The organism is Halomonas caseinilytica (assembly GCF_001662305.1).
Lineage (GTDB): Bacteria > Pseudomonadota > Gammaproteobacteria > Pseudomonadales > Halomonadaceae > Halomonas > Halomonas caseinilytica.
This window is the reverse complement of the sequence record NZ_BDEP01000007.1, coordinates 167,421-190,832: the sequence shown is the minus strand read 5'-3', so window position 1 is coordinate 190,832 and position 23,412 is coordinate 167,421. Positions and strand designations below refer to the sequence as shown.

At 65.3% G+C, this 23,412-nt stretch carries 21 protein-coding genes; 9 read left to right on the top strand and 12 right to left on the bottom strand.

What is annotated here, in order from left to right; all coding sequences use genetic code 11:
• The first annotated feature begins 50 nt into the window (after nucleotides 1–50).
• The 4 genes from A9O65_RS05415 to A9O65_RS05400 all read left to right on the top strand — a co-directional run bounded on the left by A9O65_RS05415 (nucleotide 51) and on the right by A9O65_RS05400 (nucleotide 3,780).
• Nucleotides 51–1,037 carry a serine/threonine protein kinase gene (locus tag A9O65_RS05415; RefSeq protein ID WP_064700455.1) on the top strand — a complete coding sequence of 329 codons (987 nt, stop codon included), beginning with the start codon at nucleotides 51–53 and terminating at the stop codon, nucleotides 1,035–1,037.
• A 188-nt stretch (nucleotides 1,038–1,225) separates the two neighbouring features.
• On the top strand, nucleotides 1,226–1,783 hold the full coding sequence (gene folE, locus A9O65_RS05410) for a GTP cyclohydrolase I FolE (protein ID WP_064700454.1): 558 nt from the start codon (nucleotides 1,226–1,228) through the stop codon (nucleotides 1,781–1,783).
• Nucleotides 1,784–1,791: 8 nt separating this feature from the next.
• The gene (gene folX / locus A9O65_RS05405; protein WP_064700453.1) at nucleotides 1,792–2,202 is read left to right on the top strand and encodes a dihydroneopterin triphosphate 2'-epimerase; all 411 of its coding nucleotides are present in this window, start codon (nucleotides 1,792–1,794) and stop codon (nucleotides 2,200–2,202) included.
• 105 nt (nucleotides 2,203–2,307) lie between these two features.
• Nucleotides 2,308–3,780: an NAD-dependent succinate-semialdehyde dehydrogenase gene (locus A9O65_RS05400; RefSeq protein WP_064701550.1), complete on the top strand. Its 1,473-nt coding sequence runs from the start codon at nucleotides 2,308–2,310 to the stop codon at nucleotides 3,778–3,780.
• 218 nt (nucleotides 3,781–3,998) lie between these two features.
• On the opposite strand, the gene purH is transcribed toward A9O65_RS05400, so the two are convergent.
• The 7 genes from purH to dsbD form a co-directional block, all read right to left on the bottom strand.
• The gene (purH, locus tag A9O65_RS05395) at nucleotides 3,999–5,579 is read right to left on the bottom strand and encodes a bifunctional phosphoribosylaminoimidazolecarboxamide formyltransferase/IMP cyclohydrolase (protein ID WP_064700451.1); all 1,581 of its coding nucleotides are present in this window, start codon (nucleotides 5,577–5,579) and stop codon (nucleotides 3,999–4,001) included.
• Between the two features lie 62 nt (nucleotides 5,580–5,641).
• Nucleotides 5,642–5,974 carry a DNA-binding transcriptional regulator Fis gene (gene fis, locus A9O65_RS05390; RefSeq protein ID WP_064700450.1) on the bottom strand — a complete coding sequence of 111 codons (333 nt, stop codon included), beginning with the start codon at nucleotides 5,972–5,974 and terminating at the stop codon, nucleotides 5,642–5,644.
• Nucleotides 5,971–7,029: a tRNA dihydrouridine synthase DusB gene (dusB, locus tag A9O65_RS05385; protein WP_073292157.1), complete on the bottom strand. Its 1,059-nt coding sequence runs from the start codon at nucleotides 7,027–7,029 to the stop codon at nucleotides 5,971–5,973. Before dusB ends, fis begins: the two co-directional genes overlap by 4 nt.
• Nucleotides 7,030–7,096: 67 nt before the next feature.
• The gene (gene prmA, locus A9O65_RS05380) at nucleotides 7,097–8,011 is read right to left on the bottom strand and encodes a 50S ribosomal protein L11 methyltransferase (protein ID WP_064700449.1); all 915 of its coding nucleotides are present in this window, start codon (nucleotides 8,009–8,011) and stop codon (nucleotides 7,097–7,099) included.
• A 99-nt stretch (nucleotides 8,012–8,110) separates the two neighbouring features.
• Nucleotides 8,111–9,451 carry an acetyl-CoA carboxylase biotin carboxylase subunit gene (gene accC, locus A9O65_RS05375; protein ID WP_064700448.1) on the bottom strand — a complete coding sequence of 447 codons (1,341 nt, stop codon included), beginning with the start codon at nucleotides 9,449–9,451 and terminating at the stop codon, nucleotides 8,111–8,113.
• Nucleotides 9,452–9,479: 28 nt separating this feature from the next.
• Nucleotides 9,480–9,947: an acetyl-CoA carboxylase biotin carboxyl carrier protein gene (gene accB, locus A9O65_RS05370; RefSeq protein WP_064700447.1), complete on the bottom strand. Its 468-nt coding sequence runs from the start codon at nucleotides 9,945–9,947 to the stop codon at nucleotides 9,480–9,482.
• Nucleotides 9,948–10,083: 136 nt separating this feature from the next.
• Nucleotides 10,084–12,006 carry a protein-disulfide reductase DsbD gene (gene dsbD / locus A9O65_RS05365; protein ID WP_082920117.1) on the bottom strand — a complete coding sequence of 641 codons (1,923 nt, stop codon included), beginning with the start codon at nucleotides 12,004–12,006 and terminating at the stop codon, nucleotides 10,084–10,086.
• 189 nt (nucleotides 12,007–12,195) lie between these two features.
• Between dsbD and A9O65_RS05360 the strand changes: the two genes are divergently transcribed.
• Complete coding sequence (locus A9O65_RS05360; RefSeq protein ID WP_064701549.1) at nucleotides 12,196–13,215, top strand: DUF2333 family protein; 1,020 nt, start codon at nucleotides 12,196–12,198, stop codon at nucleotides 13,213–13,215.
• Nucleotides 13,216–13,319: 104 nt separating this feature from the next.
• Here A9O65_RS05360 and ppa read toward each other — a convergent pair whose 3' ends face one another.
• Nucleotides 13,320–13,850: an inorganic diphosphatase gene (ppa, locus tag A9O65_RS05355; RefSeq protein ID WP_064700445.1), complete on the bottom strand. Its 531-nt coding sequence runs from the start codon at nucleotides 13,848–13,850 to the stop codon at nucleotides 13,320–13,322.
• Nucleotides 13,851–14,081: 231 nt separating this feature from the next.
• Here ppa and A9O65_RS05350 point away from each other — a divergent pair, with 231 nt between their 5' ends.
• Nucleotides 14,082–15,806 (top strand): bifunctional protein-serine/threonine kinase/phosphatase, encoded by a 1,725-nt coding sequence (locus A9O65_RS05350; RefSeq protein ID WP_064701548.1) that lies wholly within the window; start codon nucleotides 14,082–14,084, stop codon nucleotides 15,804–15,806.
• Nucleotides 15,807–15,931: 125 nt separating this feature from the next.
• Here the strand turns inward: A9O65_RS05350 and A9O65_RS05345 are convergent, their stop codons facing one another.
• The gene (locus A9O65_RS05345) at nucleotides 15,932–17,191 is read right to left on the bottom strand and encodes a 6-phosphofructokinase (RefSeq protein ID WP_064700443.1); all 1,260 of its coding nucleotides are present in this window, start codon (nucleotides 17,189–17,191) and stop codon (nucleotides 15,932–15,934) included.
• Between the two features lie 223 nt (nucleotides 17,192–17,414).
• On the opposite strand from A9O65_RS05345, the gene mpl reads away from it, so the two are divergent.
• From mpl to A9O65_RS05330, 3 genes are all read left to right on the top strand, one after another.
• A complete protein-coding gene (gene mpl / locus A9O65_RS05340) occupies nucleotides 17,415–18,797 on the top strand; it encodes a UDP-N-acetylmuramate:L-alanyl-gamma-D-glutamyl-meso-diaminopimelate ligase (RefSeq protein WP_064700442.1) in 1,383 nt (460 codons plus the stop codon).
• Nucleotides 18,787–19,407 carry a flavin prenyltransferase UbiX gene (locus tag A9O65_RS05335; RefSeq protein WP_064700441.1) on the top strand — a complete coding sequence of 207 codons (621 nt, stop codon included), beginning with the start codon at nucleotides 18,787–18,789 and terminating at the stop codon, nucleotides 19,405–19,407. The genes mpl and A9O65_RS05335 overlap by 11 nt, the downstream gene beginning before the upstream one ends.
• Before the next feature lie 61 nt (nucleotides 19,408–19,468).
• Nucleotides 19,469–20,089, top strand: a complete 621-nt coding sequence (locus A9O65_RS05330; protein WP_064701547.1) for a LysE family translocator — start codon at nucleotides 19,469–19,471, stop codon at nucleotides 20,087–20,089.
• Between the two features lie 12 nt (nucleotides 20,090–20,101).
• Here A9O65_RS05330 and A9O65_RS05325 read toward each other — a convergent pair whose 3' ends face one another.
• From A9O65_RS05325 to A9O65_RS05315, 3 genes are read right to left on the bottom strand one after another with little or no spacing between them, the layout of a single operon-like run.
• The gene (locus A9O65_RS05325; protein WP_064700439.1) at nucleotides 20,102–21,505 is read right to left on the bottom strand and encodes a bifunctional DedA family/phosphatase PAP2 family protein; all 1,404 of its coding nucleotides are present in this window, start codon (nucleotides 21,503–21,505) and stop codon (nucleotides 20,102–20,104) included.
• Between the two features lie 15 nt (nucleotides 21,506–21,520).
• On the bottom strand, nucleotides 21,521–22,471 hold the full coding sequence (locus A9O65_RS05320; protein WP_064700438.1) for a GGDEF domain-containing protein: 951 nt from the start codon (nucleotides 22,469–22,471) through the stop codon (nucleotides 21,521–21,523).
• Entirely contained in the window at nucleotides 22,464–23,324 is an 861-nt protein-coding gene (locus tag A9O65_RS05315; protein ID WP_064700437.1) for a hypothetical protein, read from the bottom strand. The genes A9O65_RS05320 and A9O65_RS05315 overlap by 8 nt, the downstream gene beginning before the upstream one ends.
• Nucleotides 23,325–23,412: the final 88 nt, after the last annotated feature.

Here is a 23,412-nt window from a genome sequence, read left to right as displayed (position 1 = left end):
CCCGGCGCTCTGTTAGCATGCCCGTCATACGATTGAATCAGGAGCGCCGAATGGAAACCTCGATCCATCCCTTTGCCCGTCTCGAACCTGCCCGGGTAGTGGCGGCGGTGGAATCCCTGGGGTTCTGGCTGCCCGGCGAGCCTTTCGCCCTGAACAGCTACGAAAACAGGGTTTATCTGGTGCATGACGACGAGCGCCGGCGCTGGGTGGTGAAGTTCTATCGGCCTGGGCGCTGGAGCGATGCCCAGATCCAGGAGGAGCATGACTTCCTGGCCGAACTGGCGGCGGCGAATGTGGCAGTCGCCGCCCCCTGGCGTGATGAGCAGGGCACCAGCCTGCATCATGACGAGGAATTTCGTTTTGCGCTCTATCCGCAGCTCTCGGGGCAGGCGCCCGAACTGGAGGACCCGGCACATCTGTTCGCCCTGGGCGAGGTCATCGGGGCCATGCACGCCGTGGGGGAAACCGGTCGGTTCGTGCATCGCCGTACCTTGAACCTGGGGGACATGGTGGCGGAGGCATGCGATGGCGTGCTCTCCAGCCCCTGGCTCGACCGGCGCCAGCGGCATGCCTACACGCGGGTGACCGATGCCTTGCGTTCGGCACTGGTGGATCGTGGCTGGGCGCCGGAGCGTAGCATCCGCGTGCATGGCGATTGCCATCTTGGCAACATGCTGGGGCGCGACGAGGCGTTCGGCCTGGTGGATTTCGACGACTGCCTGATGGCGCCGGCGGTGCAGGATATCTGGATGCTGCTGACCGGCCAGGAAGAGGGGGAGTGGCAGATGCAGCTCTCCGAGGTGATCGAAGGCTACGAGCAGCATCGTGACTTCGATCGCGATGAACTGGCCCTGATCGAGCCGCTGCGGGCCTTTCGCCTGATACGGCACAGTGCCTGGCTGGTGGCGCGCTGGGAAGATCCTGCCTTCCCGGTGGCCTTTCCCTGGCTGGCCGATGCCGGTTACTGGGATGACCATATCCGCCAGCTCGAGCAGCAACGCCGGGTGCTGGACAGCGTGACACCCAGGCGCGCGTAACGTATGAAAGCAATCATCGATGCACCGGGAAGGGCAAGATCGCGATGCGGGACTGCGCCGGCGCATGGCATGCGCTAGAATCGTTGTCCTTTGATCCCGGAAACATGACGTCGGGATGACAATTCGATGGCAAAGGCGTGATGGCCGCGCCGACGCACCGCAATAATGACTCTGCATGGGGCCTGAGCATGACCGAACAACTCGCCGACCACTACCGCCAGATCATTCAGGAGATCGGGGAGGACCCCGACCGGGAGGGCCTGCGCGATACGCCCAAGCGTGCCGCCAAGGCCATGCAGTTCCTGAATCGCGGTTATTTCCAGTCCCTGGAAGAGATCGTCAACGGTGCCGTCTTCGAGTCGGATACCGATGAGATGGTGCTGATCAAGGACATCGAGCTGTATTCGATCTGCGAGCATCACCTGCTGCCGTTCACCGGCAAGTGCCATATCGCCTACATGCCGCGTGGCAAGGTGCTGGGCCTTTCGAAGTTCGCGCGCATCGTCGACATGTACGCACGTCGCATGCAGATTCAGGAGAACCTGACTCGCCAGATCGCCGAGGCTGTCCAGCAGGTCACCGATGCCCGTGGCGTGGCGGTGGTCATCGAAGCGCACCACCTGTGCATGATGATGCGGGGTGTCGAGAAGCAGAACTCGAGCATGACGTCCTCGGTGATGCTGGGCGCCTTCCGGGAGTCGCAGAGCACGCGACAGGAATTCCTGACCCTGGTCCATGGTAGGTAGGAGACAATATGGCAATGCTCGCTCTGGGGGATCAGCACCTCGATCACGACCTGGCCACGATACGCATCAAGAACCTGCGGTTGCGGACCTATATCGGCATCAAGGATGACGAGATCCGCAATCGCCAGGATGTGGTGGTCAATGCCGTGATTCGCTATCGCGCCGACAAGGCGCTGGCGTTCAATCACATCGAGCAGGCGCTGAATTACCGCACCATCACCAAGCAGGTCATCGCCCATGTCGAGGATAACCGCTTCCAGCTTCTGGAACGCATGACCCGGGAGGTGCTCGATCTGATCATGAGCTTCGAGCAGGTTCTCACCGCCCAGGTGGAGATCGACAAGCCCCATGCCTTGCGTTTTGCCGACTCGGTGTCGATAACCCTGTCGGATTCTCGGGAGACGAAGCGGGGCGGCTGATTTGCGGCGCCACCACGGCGATGATGAATGGTTGGCGCGCCGGGCGTCATGCGCTTAGCATGGAGATCAACCTTCACCCAAGCGCCTTGAAGCCAGGAGTCGACCATGGAAGCCCTGAAGGAGAACCTGAAGGAAACTCAGCTGTATTGCCCCTTCGCCTATATTGACGGGAGTTGGGTCGCCGCCGACAGCGGTGAGCAGATCGAGGTGGTCAATCCGGCCACCGGTGATGCCGTGGGTAGCGTGCCACGCCTGGGGCGGGCAGAAACCGAACGGGCCATCGCCGCCGCCGAGGCCGCGCTCCCGGCCTGGAGGGCCTTGACCGCGCTGGAACGCGCCGATGCTCTGATGAAGTGGCATGACCTGATGCTCGAACATCAGGACGACCTGGCCACCATCATGACCCACGAGCAGGGCAAGCCGCTCAAGGAAGCCGCCGGCGAGATCGCCTATGCGGCGAGTTTCCTGCGCTGGTTCGCGGAGCAGGCGCGCCGTATCAACGGTGAAACGGTGCCGGCCTCTTCCGCGAACCAGCGCATCGTGGTTACCAAGCAGCCGGTGGGCGTGGTGGGCGCCATCACACCGTGGAACTTTCCTGCCGCGATGATCACCCGCAAGGCCGGCGCGGCGCTGGCGGCGGGGTGTACCTTCGTGGTCAAGCCGGCCAGCCAGACGCCCTTCTCGGCCACCGCCCTGGCCATGCTTGCTGAACGAGCCGGTATTCCGCGCGGCGTGTTCAACGTGGTGCCAGGACGCGCTTCGGAAATCGCCGCCGCGCTGACCGAGTCGCCGGTGGTGCGCAAGATCACCTTTACCGGATCCACTGAGGTGGGGCGCGAACTGATGGCCCAGGCATCGCGTCACGTGCAGAAGATTTCCCTGGAGCTCGGCGGCAACGCTCCCTTCATCGTCTTCGAGGACGCGGACCTGGATGCCGCCGTGGAGGGGGCCATGGCGGCCAAGTTCCGCAACGCCGGCCAGACCTGCGTGTGCACCAACCGCTTCCTGGTGCAATCGAGTGTGGTCAACGCCTTCTGCGAGAAGCTGGCGGTGGCGATGAACAGCGAACTCAAGGTCGGCGATGGCACGAAGGCAGGCGTCAACATCGGCCCGCTGATCGACGAGAAGGCCGTGGAGAAGGTTTCCGAACACGTTCATGATGCCGTCGAGCATGGCGCCGAACTGCTGCTGGGGGGCCACCCACACCCACTGGGCGGCAACTTCTTCACGCCGACGCTGATCACCGAGGCCACTGACAGCATGAAGGTGGCAGGCGAGGAGACCTTCGGGCCTCTGGCCGCTGTCTTCCCCTTCGAGGACGAGGAAGACGCCGTGCGCATGGCCAACGACACCGAATATGGCCTGGCTTCCTACTTCTACTCCCGCGACCTGGGGCGTGTCTGGCGCGTGGCCGATGCCCTGGAGTACGGCATGGTGGGCATCAACACCGGGCTGATTTCCAACGCCGCCGCGCCCTTCGGTGGCGTCAAGGCCTCCGGGCTGGGTCGTGAGGGTGGCCATCAGGGCATCGAGGAATTCCTCGAGACCAAGTACCTGTGTATCGATCTCGGGGACTAAGCTGGAAGCTTGAAGAACGGCGCTACGCGCCTGGAAGCTGAAAGTAAAACACCCCGCCGAGCACGCTCGGCGGGGTGTTGCTTTGTACGATCCTGGGAAAACAGCTGGATGATAGGCTAGGCGAAAATCGGCGCGAAAGCGGAGTTTGCTGTTGCAAATGAGCATTTCAAGCCGATTTTCAACGACGCATGACCGAGTTCCAGCGTTTTCCCCTCGGGTCAGTGCCTGAAGTGCCGCATTCCGGTGAACACCATGGCGATACCGGCCTCGTTGGCGGCGTCGATCACTTCCTGGTCGCGCATTGAGCCGCCGGGCTGGATGACGGCGGTGATGCCGGCTGCCGCCGCGGCGTCGATGCCGTCGCGGAAGGGGAAGAAGGCGTCGCTGGCCATGACCGAGCCGGGGACCGACAGGCCTTCGTCGGCGGCCTTGATGCCGGCGATCTTGGCCGAGTAGACGCGGCTCATCTGGCCGGCGCCGACGCCGATGGTCTGGCCGCCCTTGGCATAGACGATGGCATTGGACTTGATGAACTTGCCGACCTTCCAGGCGAAGGTCAGGTCACGCATTTCCTGTTCCGTCGGCACTCGATCCGACACCACGCGGAGATCGCCGCGCTCGACCATGCCCAGGTCGCGATCCTGCACCAGCAAGCCACCGGTGACACGCTTGAGGTCGTGTCCCTTTTCGCGCTCGCCCGGCCAGTGCTCGGCGACATCGAGTAGGCGCACGTTCTTCTTCTCGGCGACGATCTCGATGGCCGCCGGCTCCACGCCGGGAGCGATGATCACCTCGACGAACTGGCGGTCGATGATCGCCCGGGCGGTCTCGGCGTCGAGGGGGACGTTAAAGGCGATGATGCCACCGAAGGCGCTGGTCGGGTCGGTGGCGAAGGCCTTGTCGTACGCCGACAGTGCACTCTCGCCAACGGCGACGCCACAGGGGTTGGCATGCTTGACGATCACGCAGGCGGTCTCGTCGAAGCCCTTGACGCACTCGAAGGCGGCATCGGTATCGGCGACATTGTTGTAGGACAGCGGCTTGCCCTGCAGGGTGCGTGCCGTGGCCACGCTGGGCTCCCGGCTGGCCGGGTCCACGTAGAAGGCAGCGGCCTGGTGCGGGTTCTCGCCGTAGCGCATGGACTGCTTCTTGTGGAACTGCAGGTTGTAGGTGCGCGGGAAGCCTTCCTCGCCGCCCTCGGTGCGAGCGCCCAGGTAATTGGCGATGGCCGCGTCGTAGCCGGCGGTGTGCTCGAAGGCCTTCACGGCCAGGTCGAAGCGGGTGGCCTGGCTGATGCCGCCTTGATCCAGTTCTTCGAGGATACGGCCGTAATCGTCGGCAGCCACCACGATGGAGGTGTAGGCATGGTTCTTGGCACAGGCCCGGACCATGGTCGGCCCGCCGATGTCGATGTTCTCGATGGCGTCCTCGAGGGTGCAGTCGGGACGTGCCACGGTGGCGGCGAACGGGTAGAGATTGACCACCACCATGTCGATCGCGGGGATATCGTGCTCGGCCATGACGGCATCGTCCTGGCCGCGCCGGCCGAGGATGCCGCCGTGGATCCGCGGATGCAGCGTCTTGACGCGACCGTCCATGATCTCGGGGAAGCCGGTGTGCTCGGAGACCTCGGTGACAGGCACGCCGTTATCGCGCAGCAGGCGGTAGGTGCCGCCGGTGGAGAGCAGCTCGACGTTCCGGTCGCGCAGGCCTCGTGCGAAATCGACGATGCCGGTCTTGTCGGAGACACTGATCAGGGCGCGACGTACCGGCATGATGGAGGAGATGGATTGGGCCATGAAAATCACTCTGTTGCAGGCGTGGGGGCGAAGCGAGTACGAGGGCGCCGGGGCCCTCGTGTTCAGATCAATTCATAGTGCTTGAGCTTCTTGCGCAGGGTGCCCCGATTGAGCCCCAGCATCTCGGCGGCGCGGGTCTGGTTGCCCTGAGCGTGATCCAGCACCGAGGCGAGCAGGGGAGCCTCCACCTCGGCCATCACCATGGCATGCAGGTCGGTTACCTCGCAGCCGTCCAGGTGGGCGAAGTAGCGGCGCATGGCGGCATCCACGGCGTCACGCAGGAGCATATCGTCGCCGGGCGCGGGAGCGCTGTCATCGGCGTTGTCGCGAGAGGCCCGGGGTTCGTCGATCTCGGGCAGCGCGGAAGACTGGGTAAAGGCTTGGCTGCTGGTCATGCGGCACAGGTTCCATCCGATGTCATGCCCCGCTCGAGCTCAGGTGTCGACTCGGCGGGACCATGACGAAACAGTTCGTCGATGAAGCGGCGCTGGTCGTTGGCGTTGACCAGGCCGTTGAAGGTGGCACGAAGGCGCTTGCGCGCGGTGTCGTCGAAGCGAGCATCGCCGGCGAGATACCAGCCGATGTGCTTGCGCGCAATGCGCACGCCCATGTGCTCACCGTAAAAGTCATGCAGGGCCGACAAGTGGTCGCGCAATACGGCGGCACGTTCGACATCGTCGGGAGGTGCCATTCGTCGACCGTGGCGCAGGTAATGGTCGATCTCGCGGAAGATCCAGGGATTGCCCTGGGCGCCGCGGCCGATCATCACCGCATCCGCTCCAGTATAGTCGAGGACTTGGCGGGCTTTCTCGGGCGAATCGATGTCGCCGTTGGCAAAGACCGGAATGTTCACGTTCGCCTTGATGTCGGCGATGGTGTCGTACTCGGCCTCGCCGGTGTAGCGCTGCTGACGATGGCGACCATGGACTGCGAGCGCCTGGATGCCCGTCGATTCGGCCAGACGGGCCACGCGTACGCCATTGTTGCTTTCGGCACACCAGCCAGTGCGAATCTTCAATGTCACAGGGATGTCCACGGCGTCGACCACGGCCTCGAGAATCTCGGCAACCAGGGCCTCGTCGCGCAGCAGTGCCGAGCCGGCCGCCTTGTTGCAGACCTTCTTGGCGGGACAACCCATGTTGATGTCGATGATCTCGGCGCCCATCTCGGCATTGAGCCGGGCAGCCTCGGCAAGCATGGCGGCGTCACCGCCGGCGATCTGCACGGCGCGAGGTCCGGGTTCGCCGCGATGGTCCATGCGCAGCCGCGACTTTCGGGTGTGCCACAGGCTGGGGTCAGAGGTCACCATCTCGCCCACCACCAGGCCTGCTCCAAGACGACGGCCGAGCGCCCTGAAGGGGCGGTCGGTCACGCCGGCCATGGGAGCCAGGATGACCCGGTTGGGCAAGGTATGGCGACCAATGCGCGGCAAAGGGCTGGAATCGGACATGCTCTCGATCAGCTACTGAGAAAGGGGGACACATCATACGCCCCCCGCTATTCAGGGTGAAGGCCACTCAAGTCGAACGTCGTCCAGTGAGCCGTACCCAGCCCTCGCGTATCTCTGGCTCATCCATCGACAGGCCTCGCGCCGCATAGGCGGCCAGCACCTCATCGGCCTGGGTTTCCAGGATGCCGGACAGGGCCAGCCGGCCACCGGGCGCGACGCGTTCGGCAATCTCGTCGGCAAGTTCCACCAGGGGGCCGGCCAGGATATTGGCCACCACCAGCGGGAATCTTGCCTCGGTCTCGAGCGATTCCGGGTATTCGAGGCGCAGTGCCGTCTCGTCGATGCCGTTGCGTTCGGCATTGTCGCGGCTGGCGGTGAGCGCCTGGGGATCGATGTCGGTTCCCGTGGCGTGGCGGGCGCCGAGCCGCAGGGCGGCAATGGCCAGGATACCGGAGCCGCAGCCCACGTCGAGCACCTCTCGGTCGTCCAGTTCGCCGTCCACCGCCAGGCCGTCCAGCCAGGCGAGGCACAACGCGGTGGTGGGGTGGGTCCCGGTGCCGAAGGCCAGGCCGGGGTCCAGCAGCAGATTGACTGCCTGGGGGTCCGGAGCCTTGTGCCAGCTCGGCACGATCCAAAGACGTTGCCCCATGCGCAGGGGCTCGAAGTCGCTCATCCATTCCCGCTCCCAGTCGCGGTCGGCGAGCAGTTCGTGCTCGATCTCGGGGAAGGGCTCGCCGGGCATGGCCTCGGCCCAGGCCGCGGCCAGGCGTTCGAGCATGGCTGAAAGCCCTTCGAGATCGTCATGGAGGCCGGTGAGCACCGTCTCGTTCCAGAGCGGCGTGGTGCCGCGCTCGGGCTCGAAGAGCGGCTCGTCCTGGGCATCCTGCAGGGTGATGGCGGTGGCGCCTTCATCCAGCAACAGCTCCTCGAGCACTTCGGCGTGTTCCGGCGCGATACGGGCCTTGAGTTGCAACCAGGGCATGAAGACTCCCGGGATCTTGGGGCGATGGATTGGCGGATCGTCGAAACGACAACGGGGCGGCGTCCGCCGCCCCGTCGGGGAGGGCACGTCGGCCATGACTTACAGGCCGAGTTTCTTCTCCAGATAGTGGATGTTCACGCCGCCCTGCTGGAAGTAGCCGTCGCGGACCAGATCCTTGTGCAGGTCGGTATTGGTCTTGATGCCTTCGACCAGCAACTCGTCCAGGGCGTTGCGCATACGGATCAATGCCGTCTCACGGTCGTCGCCCCAGGTGATCAGCTTGCCGATCAGCGAGTCGTAGTGGGGCGGTACCGAGTAGCCGGTGTAGACATGGGAATCCATGCGCACCCCGAGGCCGCCGGGCGGGTGATAGAGGGTGACCCGGCCGGGAGAGGGCATGAAGGTCCGGGAGTCCTCGGCGTTGATGCGGCATTCGAAGGCATGGCCGGAAAGCTCGACATCTTCCTGACGGATCGACAGGGGAAGCCCCGAGGCGATGCGCAGTTGTTCACGGACGATGTCGACGCCGGTCACCATTTCGGTCACCGGGTGCTCGACCTGTACCCGGGTGTTCATCTCGATGAAGAAGAACTCGCCGTTCTCGTAGAGGAACTCGAAGGTGCCGGCACCACGGTAGCCGATCTTGAGGCAGGCATCCCGGCAGGCCTGGAAGACCTGTTCACGCGCCTGCTGGTCCAGGCCGGGGGCCGGGGCTTCCTCGAGAACCTTCTGATGGCGACGCTGCAGGGAGCAGTCCCGGTCATAGAGATGAATGGCATTACCCTGGCCGTCGGCCAGTACTTGCACCTCGACGTGCCGCGGATTCTCGAGGAACTTCTCCATGTAGACGGTGCCGTCGCCGAAGGACGAATGTGCCTCGGTGCGGGTCACATTGACCGCGGAGAGCAGATGGCCTTCGGTGTGCACCACGCGCATGCCGCGCCCACCACCGCCGGCGGCGGCCTTGATGATGACCGGATAGCCGATGCGACGCGCGGTGGCCAGTATCTCGCCTTCGTCGTCGCCCAGCGGCCCGTTGGAACCGGGCACCGTGGGAACACCGGCTTCCTTCATGGCATTGATGGCGCTGACCTTGTCGCCCATCAGGCGGATGGTCTCGGCGGTCGGGCCGATGAAGGTGAAGCCGGAGCGCTCGACCTGCTCGGCGAAGTCGGCGTTCTCCGAGAGAAAACCGTAGCCGGGGTGGATGGCGCTGGTGTCGGTGACTTCGGCGGCGCTGATCAGCGCCGGGATGTTGAGATAGGACTGGGCCGAGGGCGCGGGGCCGATGCAGACAGCCTCGTCAGCCAGGCGTACATGCATCAGTTCGCGGTCGGCCTTGGAGTGGACCGCGACTGTCCGAATGCCCAGTTCCTTGCAGGCGCGCAGGATGCGCAGGGCGATCTCGCCGCGATTGGCGATGAGAACCTTGTCCAGCATGATGGAGTCCGCCAGTGTTGTGGGAAGATCAGGAAATGACGACCATCGGTTGCTCGAACTCGACCGGCTCGCCGTCCTCGACCAGGATCGCTTCGACCACGCCGTCACGGTCGGCTTCGATCTGGTTCATCATCTTCATTGCTTCGACGATGCACACGGTCTCACCCTTCTTGACGCTCTGACCGAGCTCGACAAAGGCCTTGGCCCCCGGCGCCGGCGCGCGGTAGAAGGTGCCCACCATGGGCGAGACGATGGCTTGGCCCTGGTATTCGGGGCCTTCGTCGGCCGCCGGGGCTTCAGCAGGTGCCGCCGGTTGCGGAGCCGGTGCAGCGGACGGTGCCGGGGCCGGCCAGGCAGGCGTCGCAGGCTGGGGGTGTTCCGTACCGTTGGGATGACGGCTGATGCGAACCGACTCTTCGCCTTCCTGGATCTCGATCTCGCTGATGTTCGACTCTTCCAGCAGCTCGATCAGCTTCTTGACCTTGCGGATGTCCATGACGTTGTCTCGATCAGTGGGTTCTGGGGTGCCCGGCGCAGTCAACCCGGGCGATTTCTGAATAGATCGCGGCAAGTTGGCGTGCTTTGCCGTCTCTAGGCGCCGTAAAGGCTGATGGAGCGGAGTTTGCCGAAAATCAACGTGGATGTCCAGCCAGCAACGAACGCTGTTCGTTTAGCGGTTTCACGGAGCCTGATGCTACCTGGTCGCGTTGCAACCAGTTGGCCACTTCGTTCAGGTGCGCGGCCAGATCGGGAGCGTCGACTTCCCCCTGGATGCGTGCGTTGCGCAGTTCCCGACTACCGTCGAAGAATAGCAGGCTCGGCGGGCCGAACAGGCCGAAGTGGTCGAGCAGTTCGCGGCTGGTCTTGCCGCTTTCGGTAACATCGACATCGATCCGCCGGAAATCCTCGAGGGCCGCGATCACGCGAGGAGAGGGAAATACCTCGCGTTCCATGACCGTACAGGAGATGCACCATTCGGCGGTGACATTGACCATGGCGGGCGTGTCGCTGGTGGCCAGCGCCGACTGTAGTTCATCGAGGCTCTCGACCACGGTGACGTCCCGTTGCGTGGCTTGCTCGACCGGCGAGGCAGGCAGGGTGGTCGTGGTCGGGGCCAGCGGACGCAGCGGGTCATGGGCGCCGCGCGAGGCGCCGATCACCAGGGTGATGCCCCATGTCAGCAGCAGCAGGCCGGCGGCCTGACGAACCCGGGGCCAGCCCTGGGCCTGGTCGAGGTTCAACGCGCCCAGCGCCAGTGCTGTGCCGATGGCCAGGGCCGCCCACAGCAGCAGGCCGACGGCGCCCGGCAGCAGACGCTCGATCAGCCAGATCGCCACGCCCAGCAGGAGGATGCCAAAGGCAATCTTGATGCCGTTCATCCAGGGGCCGGTGCGCGGCAACAGCGTGGTGCCGAAGGTGCCGACCAGCAGCAGGGGAAGGCCCATGCCTAGGGCAAGGGCGAGCAGGGCGGCGCCACCCATCAGGGCATCGCCGGTGGAGGAGATGAAGACCAGGGCGCCGGCCAGCGGGGCGGAGACGCAGGGCGAGACCACCAGCACCGAGAGCGCGCCAGCCAGGGCCAGGCCGATGGGGCCGCTGCGCTGGGCCTTGTTCTGCCAGGCCTCGAGTCGCTGTGTCAGGCGTGGGGAGAGGCGCAAATCGAAGGCACCGAACATGGCCAGTGCGAAGAGCACGAAAAGCAGGGCAAAGGCGCCCAAAACCGGGGCCGACTGCAGCCTGGCCTGCAGGTTCAGGCCGGCACCGAACAGACCCATGAGGACGCCGACGACGGCATAGGTGGCGGCCATGCCGGCCACATAGCTGGCCGAGAGGGCGAAGGCGCGCGAGCGACTGGGGTTCTGGCCGACGATGATCGAGGATAGGATCGGCACCATGGGCAGCACGCAGGGTGTGAAGGTCAGCCCCAGCCCGGCAAGCAGAAAGAGTCCCAGGACCAGCGGCAGGCTGGCGTTGCCTATCAGTTCGCGGAAGTGGCCATCCTCGCTGCGTGGCGCTTCGCTTGCCTCTGCTGCTGAGGCCTTGGGGGCGGTGGCCCGAGAGTTCGCGCCGTCGCCGCTGGTTGGCGATCGCCAATCGGCGAAGGCTGCCGGGGCCTGGCCTTGCGGCGCCTGCAGCTCGAGGGTCTCGGGTGGATAGCAAAGGCCGGCGTCGGCGCATCCCTGGAAGGTCAGCACCAGATCCAGGGGGCCCTGATGGGGCGTGTCCAGTGGGGCCTCGAGGACCACGCGGTCATAGTAGACGTTGACCTCGCCGAGGAATTCGTCGGTCTTGGGTTCGCCAGGGGGGAGCTCGAGATCGCCGAGGTTGACGTCCGCGTTCCGGGCCTCGACATCGAAGCGGTGCCGATACAGATAATAGCCATCGGCGTTTTCGAAGCCGATCTTCAGGGTGTCGCCGTCATGCCAGACACTGGGTTGGAAGGCTTCCATGACCGGCAGAAACTCCGAATCATCGCCCGAGGCAAACCAGTCGGCCTGGACCGACAGTGGCAGCAGCAACAGGACGAGGCAGGCGAAACGGCGAAGCTGTGGCACGGGATTTCCTTTCTCCGGGGCGTGGATGGCGCGGTTGAGACTCGCGCGATGGCTTGGGGTTCCGCGCCTGTGCCGCTATGCTCAGGTGCGGAGGTATTCATGGAGGCGTCAGGATAACGCACTCGAGCGGGATGGCGTCATGATCATGATCCGTCCGGCTCTTCATCTTTACGGTAGGGAAACACGCAAATGGGATTGACGAGAAAGGGTGAGGCGCGCCGTCGCAGCAAGGTCGAGGTGCTGGAGCGCCCGCAATATGGCTGGATCTGGAAACCGTTGCTGGTGTTGCTGATCCTGTATCTGGTGGTGACGGTGGCGCTGGGTGTGTGGTGGAGCCGGACGCCGGCGAACTTCGATGTGGAAGAGGCTGTCGCCGAGCAGCGGGGTGGCGGCACGGCCGAGCACGGTGCGGTGACGGTTGCCGGCCTGCGGACCACCTTGGCGACCCTGCTCGACAAGCCTGGTGGCTACCTGCGCAACGATATCGCACCGCCGGGGCTGTGGCTCGACAATATGCCGGCCTGGGAGTTTGGAGTGATGCGTCAGGCGCGTGGCCTGATGGCGGCCATGCCAGCGATGTCAGAGGGGGAGGCCTCGTCGCTTGAGTCGGCAGCGACCCGCCTGCGCGGCGATGGTCGGGACTGGTTGTATCCTTCCACGGAACACCATGTCCGACAGGCTATGGAGGCGCTCGATGCCTACCTGGCGCAGCTCGAGGAACCCGGGGCAGTCGGCTTCGGTGATGGCGGACAAGGGCTCGCTGACTGGCTGTCGCAAGTGGCCGGATCGCTCGATGACCTGGGAGGGCGGCTCTCGGCCAGCGTCGGTGACAAGGAGCGCCTCGCCGACCTCGGGGTGCCGGCGTCATCGATGCCTGAGTCGACGCCCTGGTATCGAGTCGACAATGTCTTTTTCGAGGCCCGCGGCCAGGCCTGGGCGCTGCGTCACCTGCTGGCGGCGATGCGTCGCGATCAGGCGGATGTGATTGAAGCGGCCGGGTTGGCCGAGCGTTGGGATGCCTTGACCGTCGAGCTGGAGCGCAGTCAGCGCCGGCTCTGGAGTCCGGTGGTGCTCAATGGCTCGGGGTTCGGTATCTTCGCCAACCATTCCTTGGTGATGGCCAGCCATGTGCTGCGGGCCAGGGATCTCGTGCGCGAGCTGGCCGGGAAGCTGCCCGAGTCGGGCGAGGCGACCGCTCCGGCAACCTAGAGTGCCCCTCGGGGCGACATGGCCTGGCCACGGTCAAGAAGGCTGGGAGCAGACGACGAAGGGCCGCCCGAGGGCGGCCCTTGCGTTCTTGCGTGACGCGTGGATCAGGCCTTGTCGTAGGCGGCCACGGACTTCTCGATGGCCTTGCGAGCGGCTTCGGCGCCTTCCCAGGATTCCACCTTCACCCACTTGCCTTTCTCGAGGTCCTTGTAGTTCTCGAAGAAGTGGGCAATCTGCTGGCGCAGCAGCTCCGGGAGGTCGGTGACTTCCTGGATGTCGTCGTAGAGACTGGAGAGCTTCGCGTGCGGCACGCACACCAGCTTGGCGTCCTCGCCGGCCTCGTCGGTCATGTTGAGAATGCCGACCGGGCGGGCACGGATCACGCTGCCGGGAGTGACCGGATAAGGCGTCACCACGAGGGCATCGAGGGGGTCGCCGTCATCGGCCAGGGTGTGGGGGATGAAGCCGTAGTTGGCCGGGTAGAACATCGGCGTGGCCATGAAACGGTCGACCAGCAGCGCGCCCATGTCCTTGTCGATCTCGTACTTGACCGGCGCATGGTTGGCCGGAATTTCGATCGCGACATAGACGTCGTTGGGCAGATCCTTGCCGGCGGGGATGTTGTCGAAGTTCATGAGGGCGTCCTTCTCTGGCGAGTGTCCGGTTCGAGTGGAGCAAATGCGGCGAATTATACGAAGCCGTCGGGGGGATTACCAATCCCTTCCTGTTGTCGTGGCCTGTCGATGTGGCGATTGAAGCCACTACGGCTTTGGTGGGCGAGCCAGCGTCGCCGACGACGTGTATGATGGCCCCCTGTTGAGCCGCCGGCATGTCCGGCGAGTCGCCGCGAGCCCGAGGAGAATGTCTTGGCATCCGCGCAACTGTCTCTGAGTTACGGTCAGGCCTTCGTGGCGCCGGAGCGGCGTCGGCATCGCAGTTCGATGTCGGTCCTCGTGCCCGAGGCACTGCAATTGTCGACCAAGGGCGCCTGCGCCCTGATTAGCGACTCCACGACTCGCAACACCCTGGCCAAGCAGGCCGGGGACATCAGTGTGCGTGGCTTTTTGGCCGATTACTTTTCGACGCCCGATCACTGGGACGTGAAGACGTCGGTCAACCGAGTGCTGCGTTCGCTCAATGGCTGGTGCTTCGGGCAGAGTCGCCAGCTGAGCGATGGGAGTTATGTGAGCTCGTTGTCCGCGATGATTTATCGCGGGCGGGAAGCCCACCTCTTCCACATGGGCGATACCCTGGTGTTCCGCCTGAGGGGGGCCGAGTTCGAGCAACTCTCGCGTGATCACGTCACCGATCTCGGAGGCTATCGTTACCCGTCCCGGGCGTTGGGCATGGATGCCAGCATCGATATCGATTATGCGCGTATGCCCCTCAAGCAGGGTGACATCTTTCTGTTCACCACCCAGGCGGTGCAGGGCACCCTGATGCCGTCCGATTATGTCGGCCTGATTCGCCAGGATGCCAGTGATCTGGATGCCGCCTGCGAGCGACTGGCCCAGACCGCTCGGGCGCGCGCCCAGGAGCGTGGCTACGGTGGTGACCAGTTCTGCTTCCAGCTGGTGCGCATCGACGAGTTGCCCGAGGAAGAGGAGGACCGGCCCGGCAAGGTCTACGGTGATCTGCCGATACCGCCGGAATTGTCGGTGGGCGAGCGGTTGGACGGGCTGGAGGTGCTGTCGGTACTGTCGCGGACGGCGCAGTCTCGCGTCTATCGCGTGCGCGACTTGCGCAGCGGCCGGGAAATGGTGATGAAGGCGCCGAGCCCCGAGCTGTCCACGCGCAATGCTTACCTGGAGCACTTCTTGTTACAGCAGTGGGTGGTAGAGCGGGTGCACTCGCCCTTCGTGGTCAAGGTCATGGAGCCCTCGCGGCCACGCCGCTTCCTCTACTACCTGATGGCCTACGTCGAGGGCGAGACGCTTACGGCCTGGGCGCGTCGTCATCCCCAGGCGAGTTTGGCGCAGCGCCTCGACATTGCCGTCCAGATGGGCAAGGCCCTGCAGGCGTTGCATCATCGCGATCTGTTGCACCAGCAGGTGCATCCCGACAATGTGCTGATTGACAAGCATGGCCAGGTGGTGCTGGCGGATTTCAGCGCCTGCCATCTTCGCGACGTCGATGGCCATCGGCGCTCTCGTACCCTGGCGCGTCAGGTGGGGCTGACCGAGCACAGCGCCCCTGAGTATGCGCTGGATGATGAAGTGGGCCGTCGTAGTGACCAGTATTCGCTGGCCTCAACGGTGTACTGGCTGTTCACCGGCGAGCTTCCCTATTCGCTGCCGACCAAGGATCTGCTGCGGCATACCGATCTGGAGCAGATGACCTATCGCAGCGCCCGGACCCTCAATCCCGAGGTCTCGCCGGCGCTGGACGATACGCTGCGCCGTGCCTTGGCGCCCCAGCGGGCCCTGCGGTTCCGGCGACTCTCGGAATTTCTGCATACCTTGCGAGAGTCGGCCAGCGACACGAAAGGAGCGGCACAGGATGGCGGGTCGGCCCGTGAGCCGGCCCTGTTCTGGCAGGGCGTGGCGGGGATCCTGCTGCTGTTGCTGGTGCTGTCCTGGTTGTTGCGCTAGAACCAGGCTGCGCCCGGAGCTGAAAGATCGTCCGCTTCGCGGTCGTAAGCTTGAAGCTGGAAGAAAAACCCTTGGCCCCATGCCGTCAGGATTCATGCTGTCTTCCAGCTTCCAGCTTCCAGCTTTTAGAGCTTGAATTCCGGCAGCTTGCGTTCGACGCGATGCTTGGCGAGCTTGGCGACCTTCGGCAGGCCATTCTCGAAGGGCGGGAAGTCCTCGCCCTGGATCAGCGGGGCAAGGTAGCGACGGCATTCCTCGGTGATGCCGAAGCCGTCCTCGCGAATGAAGTCCCGAGGCATGAACTTCTCGCGGTTGGCCACGTCGGCCAGCGGTGCAGCCTCTACGGTCCAGGCATAGGGAGCGTCACTGGTGCGCTTGATGGCGGGCATCTTGGCATTCTGTCCATCCAGTGCCAGTTCCACGGCCTTTTCGCCGACGGCATAGGCCTGGTCGACATCGGTCTTGGAGGCCAGGTGCCGCGCGGCGCGTTGCAGGTAGTCGGCCACTGCCCAGTGATACTTGTACCCGAGGTCCTGCTTGATCATGCCGGCCAGTGTCGGTGCCACGCCGCCCAGTTGGCGATGGCCGAAGGCATCGGTATTGCCGGAATCCGCCAGGAAGGTGCCATCCTCGTAGCGGGCTCCTTCGGAAACCACGATAACGCAGTAGCCGTAGAGCTTGACCGACTCCTCGACGCGGGCCATGACCGCGGCGCGATCGAAGTTGATCTCGGGGAAGATCACCAGGTGTGGGGGATCGCCTTCGCCCTGGCCGGCGAGGGCGCCGGCAGCGGCAATCCAGCCGGCGTGGCGGCCCATCACCTCGAGCACGAAGACCTTGGTGGAGGTCGCGCACATGGAGGCGATGTCCAGGGACGCTTCCAGGGTCGAGGTGGCGATGTACTTGGCCACGCTGCCGAAGCCCGGCGAGTTGTCGGTGATCGGCAGATCGTTGTCCACCGTCTTGGGAACATGGATGGCGGTAAGTGGGTAGCCCATCTTCTCGGACAGTTGCGAGACCTTCAGGCAGGTGTCGGCGCTGTCGCCGCCGCCGTTGTAGAAGAAGTAGCGGATGTCGTGGGCGCGGAAGACCTCGATCAGCCGCTCGTACTGGGCGCGATGGGTTTCGATGTCCTTGAGCTTGTAGCGGCAGGAACCGAAGGCGCCGGCCGGCGTGTGGCGCAAGGCGGCGATGGCTTCGTCGCTCTCCTGGCTGACATCGATCAAATCCTCGGTCAGGGCGCCGATGATGCCGTTATGCCCGGCATAGACCTTGCCGATCCGGTCATCGTGGCGGCGGCAGGCTTCGATGACGCCGCAGGCGCTGGCATTGATCACGGCGGTGACGCCACCGGACTGGGCATAAAAGGCGTTGTGCTGAGCCATGGAGCTATCCTGTTGCTGGGTCGCATCAAGGGGCGCGCGGCCGGCGACGTTCCTGTCGCGTATCGCCGCCGCCGAGGGTTCGGAGCAGGCGAAGATTCTAGCCCATTGACCGGAACGCTGCATCCCATGACCTCGCGCGGCGATGGCTGGAGGGGGCGCGGGTGCCATGCTAGTCTGCCGCTTTCCGCCAGGCGGCCTGGCACGAATTTCCTGCGGAGACGGCATGCATCTTCACATCCTCGGTATCTGTGGCACCTTCATGGGCAGCCTGGCCCTGCTGGCCCGCGAGCAGGGGCTGCAGGTCAGCGGCTCCGACGCCGGCGTCTACCCGCCCATGAGCACCCAACTGCAGGAGGCGGGCATCACGCTGATGGAGGGCTATGGCGCCGACAACCTCGATCCCCGGCCCGACCTGGTGGTGGTCGGCAATGCCTTGTCGCGCGGCAACCCCGAAGTGGAAGCCTTGCTCGACCTGGGCCTGCCGTATGTCTCGGGGCCTCAGTGGCTGGCAGAGCATGTGCTCCCGGGGCGCCGGGTGATTGCCGTGGCGGGGACGCATGGCAAGACGACGACGGCGAGCCTGGTTGCCTGGTTGCTGGAGGAAGCGGGGTTGTCGCCGGGCTTTCTGATCGGGGGAGTGCCGCGCAACTTCGGTGTCTCGGCGCGTCTGGGGGCGCTGGATGCGCCCTTCGTGGTCGAGGCCGACGAATATGACACCGCCTTCTTCGACAAGCGTTCCAAGTTCGTACACTATCGACCCGAGATCGCCATCCTGGGCAATCTCGAGTTTGATCATGCCGATATCTTTCCCGACCTGGCGGCTATCGAGCGCCAGTTCCATCATCTGGTCCGTACCGTGCCCGGCAAGGGGCGGTTGTTGGTCGCCGACGGCGAGCCGGCCCTGGATCGTGTGCTCGAGCAGGGCTGCTGGACGCCGGTCGAGCGCTTCGGCCAGTCGCCGGACAGCGACTGGCAGCTGACCCTCCAGCGAGGCGACGCAGGGCGCTTTGACGTCAGCCATCGGGACGCCGGCGTCGAGGAGCGGGCCGTGGTCGACTGGCCCCTGAGTGGCACCCACAACGCGCGAAATGCCCTGGCCGCGCTGGCTGCCGCCCATGCATGCGGCGTCGGCCTTTCCCGGGGAAGCGAAGCCCTGGCGCGCTTCGAGACACCGCGGCGGCGTCAGGAGTTGCGGGGCGAGGTGGCGGGTATCCGCGTGATCGATGACTTTGCCCATCATCCCACGGCCATCGCCGCGACCCTCGAGGGGCTGCGTGCCACGGAAGGCGGCGGTCGCCTGCTGGCGGTGATCGAGCCCCGATCCAATACCATGCGACTGGGATCCCAGCGTGAGCGACTCGCCACCAGCGTGGCGAGTGCCGACCTGGCCTACTGGTACCAGCCGGCGGAACTGGACTGGTCGCTGGCACCGGTGATCGAGGCCGCCACGACCCCGAGCCGGGTATACGATGATCTGGATGCCCTGGTGGCGGCGCTGGTGGACGATGCCAGGGCCGGGGATCGTATCGTGGTGATGTCCAACGGGGGCTTCGGTGGCATTCACGAACGACTCCTGGCTGCGCTGGAGGCAACCCATGGCCGATGATCTGCACCCCCCCGTCACCGTGGCCATCACCGGCGCCTCTGGCGCCCAGTACGGGCTGCGCCTGATCGAAGTGCTGGTGGCCGCCGACCACGAGGTCTGGGTGATGATCTCCAAGGCTGCTCATATGGTCATCGCCACGGAGACCGATGACGATCTCCCCGCGAGACCCGAGCGACTGGTGGTGGCGCTCACCCAGCGGTATGGCGCGAAACCCGGCCAGATTCGCTGTTTCGGCCGTGAGGACTGGATGGCACCGGTGGCGTCCGGTTCGGGCGCCAGTTCAGCGATGGTGATCTGCCCTTGTTCCACCGGCACTCTCTCGGCCGTTGCCTGTGGGGCCAGCAACAATCTCATCGAGCGCGCGGCGGACGTCGCCCTGAAGGAGCGACGCACTCTGGTGCTGGTGCCTCGCGAGACGCCTCTGTCGGCGATCCATCTGGAACACATGCTTGCCCTGACGCGCCAGGGGGCGGTAGTGCTGCCGGCGGCGCCGGGGTTCTATCATCGCCCGCGTGAAGTGGAGGACATGATCGACTTCATCGTGGCGCGCATTCTCAACCAACTGGGCATCTCGCACCGGCTGGTGCCGCGCTGGGGCGAAGCGCCGTAGCGCAGGCGCCTCGCCCCTGTCATCGTTCGACGGGCTGCCGTTCGACCATAAGGATATGGACATGCTCAACCTTTCCCTGCTTTCGGTCTTCGTACCCACCTTTCTGCTCGTGTCCCTGACGCCGGGCATGTGCATGACGCTGGCCATGGTGTTGGGCATGACCCAGGGCGTGCGTCGTACCCTGTGGATGATGATCGGCGAGCTGGCCGGGGTCGGCTTGGTGGCCGCCGCCGCGGGGGCGGGGGTGGCGACACTGATGTTGCAACAGCCCGCGCTGTTCGCCGTGTTCAAGTGGCTCGGGGGCGCCTACCTGATCTATCTGGGCGTGATGATGTGGCGCTCCCGGGGGCGCATGGCGGTGCCCGAGACGTTGGATACCCAGGCGGCGGGGCGCCGTGAGCTGGCGGTGCAGGGATTCGTCACGGCAGTGGCCAACCCCAAGGGCTGGGCCTTCTTCGTGGCCCTGCTGCCGCCGTTTCTCGATGCTTCCCGGCCCCTGGCGGGGCAGTTGGCCCTGTTGATCGCGCTCATCCTGAGCATCGAATTCCTGGCGCTGGTCACCTATGCCACCGGAGGCCAGACCCTGCGCCACCTGCTGGGCAAGAGCCGTAACGTGCGTCTGCTCAATCGTATCGCCGGCACATTGATGCTGGGGGTCGGGATCTGGTTGGCGCTGGGCTGACCCGGACGTTGTTTACGCTGGCCCCAGCCAGGCCACCCGTGCCGCGCAGAGCGCCAGGGATGCGGCTCCCAGCGCCCACCAGGGGCAGGGCGAGAGCCGGGGCCGTTCCTGGCGCTGCCAGGCAAGCTGGACCAGGGCGCAGACCACCAGTCCCAGCAAGGCGCCGCCGATCAGGTCGCTGAGCCAGTGTACGCCGATCACCAGCCGGGAGAGGGCCATGGGCACGATGATGGCGATCGCTCCCCAGTAGGCCCAGAAACGCTGGCTTGTTGGCAGTTCCCGAGCGATGAAGGCGGCGGTCATCCCGAACAGCACAACGGCCGTGGAAGTATGGGCGCTGGGGTAGGACATCGACCCCACGAGGAAGTCTGGTGTCAGCGGACGGGGGCGGGCGGTCAGGGTCTTGCCCAGGGTGTTGAGCAGGGCGATGCCGAGCAGGCCGCCGCCGACGTGGCCCAGAATGTCCCAGCGTCGTTTCCATAGCCACCAGAGTGCCCAGGGCAGCAGCAGGGCGACAATGCCGAAGAGGTCGCCGACATCTCCCAGGATGTGACCGAATCGAGTCAGGCCGGGTATCGTCATGGTGTCGATCAGGTTGTTGAGACGCTGATCCATGGCCATCGGCCCATCATGCTGCAGAACCACCAGGGTCCAGGCCGAGAGGGCGGCGAGCGATGAAAGCAGCAACAGCCAGGAGGCCAGGGGAGGATCCCGGTCGCGTTGAAGAGACAGGAGTCGCCAGATCATGCGCCCCAGGGCATGGCGCCGAGACAGCCAGGCCAGGATGCGATAGACATGGCCGTCGCGGTAGGTCTGGTGGCGCAGCCAGGAGAAGGTCAGGGCCAGCGCCACGACCAGCACGCCGAGTCCGGCCAGCCAGGACCTGAGCCCCTCGGGCAGTCCCGGTAGTCGTTGCCAGGCGTGGCCGAGCAGGTAGCCGGGAAGTACATAGGCCGGAGCCCACAGGGCCGCCGATATCAGGTTGGCCCAGGTGAAGGTGCGAGGAGGCATGTGCAGCATGCCGGCGATCATCGGGATGATGGGACGCACCGGGCCAACGAAGCGTCCCAGGAAGACCGAGAAGGAGCCATGCGTACGGAAGAAGCGCGCGCCGTGTGCGAGCCACTCCGGATGGCGCGAGAGAGGCCAGAAGGTGGCGACTCTTTCGCGCTGGGCGTAGCCGAGCCAGAAGCTGAGCCCGTCACCGGCCACGGCGCCGAGAAAAGCCGCGAGAATGACCAGTGTCACGGAGATTTCCTGATGGCCGGCCATGGAGGCAACGGCGGTGATCAGGACCACGCCGGGCACCAGCAGGCCGACCAGGGCCAGCGACTCCATCAGCGCGATGCCGGCGACGATCAGCAGCAACACAGGGGGCGAGGGGGAGAGCTGGTAGAGGGCGTCGGTCAGGTTCAAGGCGGTCTCCGTGAATCAGGAATCCCGAGTGGTCGTCAGGCGGCGGGTGGCGGTGTGCAGACGATGTTCGAAAGACGACTGGTCTTCCCCGGCATGGCGCATGACGAGCCGGGTGCGAGTTTCCAGCGGTCCGGTTTCCACCAGTATGATCGGCTCGAAGGCGCGGGACAGGCGCTGTTGCACCAGCAGGGCGCCACTCTCGGTCGTGTTCGGCATGACGAGCCAGAAGACGCTGTCCCCGGCGCGGCCCAGGATGTCGTGGGCGCGACAGCGCCCGGCGGCGGTCTCGCACAGGGCATCGAGCAGTGCTTGGCGGGCCTTGGGGCCGAACTGCTCGTCGGCGATCTCCAGTTGCGGCAGGTGGATCAGCAGGACGGACAAGGACTGGCCGAGCAGCTCGGTGCGGTCGAGCTCGCCGGCCAGGCGCTCATGGAGGTGGCTGCGGCTGACGGCCCGGCATTCCGGATCCCAGGGGTCGGTGGCCCGCAGCAGCGCCTGTTGGCGCAAGCGTCCCCAGGAAGCCAGCGTGGCCATGGCCACCAGGCTCAGATAGGCCAGTAGAACATCGGCATCGGGGCGGGGGTTGTCCAGCAGGGCCATCCAGACGGGTGCCAGGCCGAGGTTGAGCAGTATGGCGGGGACCAGCGGGAGTAGCAGCAAGGCGAGAACCGGCGGCAGGCCGATCCAGAGAGCCGGCAGGCCGGCGGGGCGGGGCAGCTCTGCCGCGATCAACAAAAAGCCGCAGATCAGGACCATGTAGGCGGCGGTGCGGGCATGTCCTCCGCCCAGGGAAGCGAGCAGGGTCGCCATCAGCATGATCGGTGCCAGCAGGGCGGGCAGAGGCATGCGCTGATATTCGCCTGCCAGATAGAACCACAGGGACTGGCCCAGCAGCAGCAAGGTGCCGATGGCCAGTACCAGGGTCAGCGGCCGGTGGCGGGTCTGGCGCGGCTCGATGTCAGGCATTCGTCGCGCTCTCCTTGATCCATAATGGGGGCGACTGGCGAGACAGGGCGTGCTGCTCGGTGGTCAGCGACACCAGATAGGGCAACGGAATGGCTCGGGCCTTGACCTGGGGTTCCAGGGCGTCGAGCAGACGCTGTCGGCGTTGTGCCGACTGCTCGGCATCGCGACTGATCAGCAGGATGCCGAGCGTGCCCCGATCGAGACGATAGCAGTTTTCGAAGCGTTGAAGGTGATGGCGCAGCCGTCCGGCCAGCGGAAACAGGCGCCGCGGCGGCAAGCGCAGCAGCAGCAGTTCGGCATGGACCGACTCGCGGGTCGCGCGCCGGCGTTCGCGGTCCAGGTCGCGCTCGAGCTGGGCGCGTGGCCAGAGCGGCCAGCCGGCGATCAGGCTGGCCCGGTGGCGCGCCGCGAAGCGCCACGCCTGAAGCGCCCTGGAGCGTGATAGGCCAAGCACCATCAAGCCGGCCAGCAACAGGCCCACCAGCCACCATGGCTCGTCTCTCAGCACGTCGTGCTGGGCGTACCAGGTCACGGCCGCCAGTACACCGTGAAGCACCAGCATCCAGGGGGGCTGCGGCCACATCAGCAGTATGGCCCAGGCCCATAGCCAGGTGACATGGCGTTCCGGTGTCGTCCAGAGCAGGGCGGCCAGCAAGAGACCGGGCAACAATTGCCACAGCGTGGCGGTGAATCGCCGGTGGCGAAGTGTCAGGCGCATGGCGGTGACTGCCAGCCAGGCCGTCATTGCCCACAGCAAGGCGGCATCGACTGCCACGTCGGCGGTGATAGCTCGCAGGGCGATGAGGATCGCCGCGACCAGCAGGTTGATCCGCAACAGGCCGGTTTTGTACATGCTCCGCATGGTGACTTAGTATGGGCTCCTTCCCGATTCGACTTGACCAGGGGCGTGGCCGCCTTCGCGGCAGATCCCCTTCAGGAGA

Excerpts from the sequence above, each read along its gene's own strand:
- A9O65_RS05400 (WP_064701550.1), top strand. The coding sequence starts at position 2,308 with ATGGAAGCCCTGAAGGAGAACCTGAAGGAAACTCAGCTGTATTGCCCC.
- A9O65_RS05330 (WP_064701547.1), top strand. The coding sequence starts at position 19,469 with ATGCTCAACCTTTCCCTGCTTTCGGTCTTCGTACCCACCTTTCTGCTC.
- A9O65_RS05345 (WP_064700443.1), bottom strand. The coding sequence starts at position 17,191 with ATGGCTCAGCACAACGCCTTTTATGCCCAGTCCGGTGGCGTCACCGCC.
- A9O65_RS05415 (WP_064700455.1), top strand. The coding sequence starts at position 51 with ATGGAAACCTCGATCCATCCCTTTGCCCGTCTCGAACCTGCCCGGGTA.
- prmA (WP_064700449.1), bottom strand. The coding sequence starts at position 8,011 with ATGCCCTGGTTGCAACTCAAGGCCCGTATCGCGCCGGAACACGCCGAA.
- folX (WP_064700453.1), top strand. The coding sequence starts at position 1,792 with ATGGCAATGCTCGCTCTGGGGGATCAGCACCTCGATCACGACCTGGCC.
- accB (WP_064700447.1), bottom strand. The coding sequence starts at position 9,947 with ATGGACATCCGCAAGGTCAAGAAGCTGATCGAGCTGCTGGAAGAGTCG.
- purH (WP_064700451.1), bottom strand. The coding sequence starts at position 5,579 with ATGGCCCAATCCATCTCCTCCATCATGCCGGTACGTCGCGCCCTGATC.
- A9O65_RS05315 (WP_064700437.1), bottom strand. The coding sequence starts at position 23,324 with ATGTACAAAACCGGCCTGTTGCGGATCAACCTGCTGGTCGCGGCGATC.
- A9O65_RS05320 (WP_064700438.1), bottom strand. The coding sequence starts at position 22,471 with ATGCCTGACATCGAGCCGCGCCAGACCCGCCACCGGCCGCTGACCCTG.
- A9O65_RS05360 (WP_064701549.1), top strand. The coding sequence starts at position 12,196 with ATGGGATTGACGAGAAAGGGTGAGGCGCGCCGTCGCAGCAAGGTCGAG.
- fis (WP_064700450.1), bottom strand. The coding sequence starts at position 5,974 with ATGACCAGCAGCCAAGCCTTTACCCAGTCTTCCGCGCTGCCCGAGATC.
- accC (WP_064700448.1), bottom strand. The coding sequence starts at position 9,451 with ATGCTGGACAAGGTTCTCATCGCCAATCGCGGCGAGATCGCCCTGCGC.
- folE (WP_064700454.1), top strand. The coding sequence starts at position 1,226 with ATGACCGAACAACTCGCCGACCACTACCGCCAGATCATTCAGGAGATC.
- ppa (WP_064700445.1), bottom strand. The coding sequence starts at position 13,850 with ATGAACTTCGACAACATCCCCGCCGGCAAGGATCTGCCCAACGACGTC.
- mpl (WP_064700442.1), top strand. The coding sequence starts at position 17,415 with ATGCATCTTCACATCCTCGGTATCTGTGGCACCTTCATGGGCAGCCTG.
- A9O65_RS05335 (WP_064700441.1), top strand. The coding sequence starts at position 18,787 with ATGGCCGATGATCTGCACCCCCCCGTCACCGTGGCCATCACCGGCGCC.
- dusB (WP_073292157.1), bottom strand. The coding sequence starts at position 7,029 with ATGTCCGATTCCAGCCCTTTGCCGCGCATTGGTCGCCATACCTTGCCC.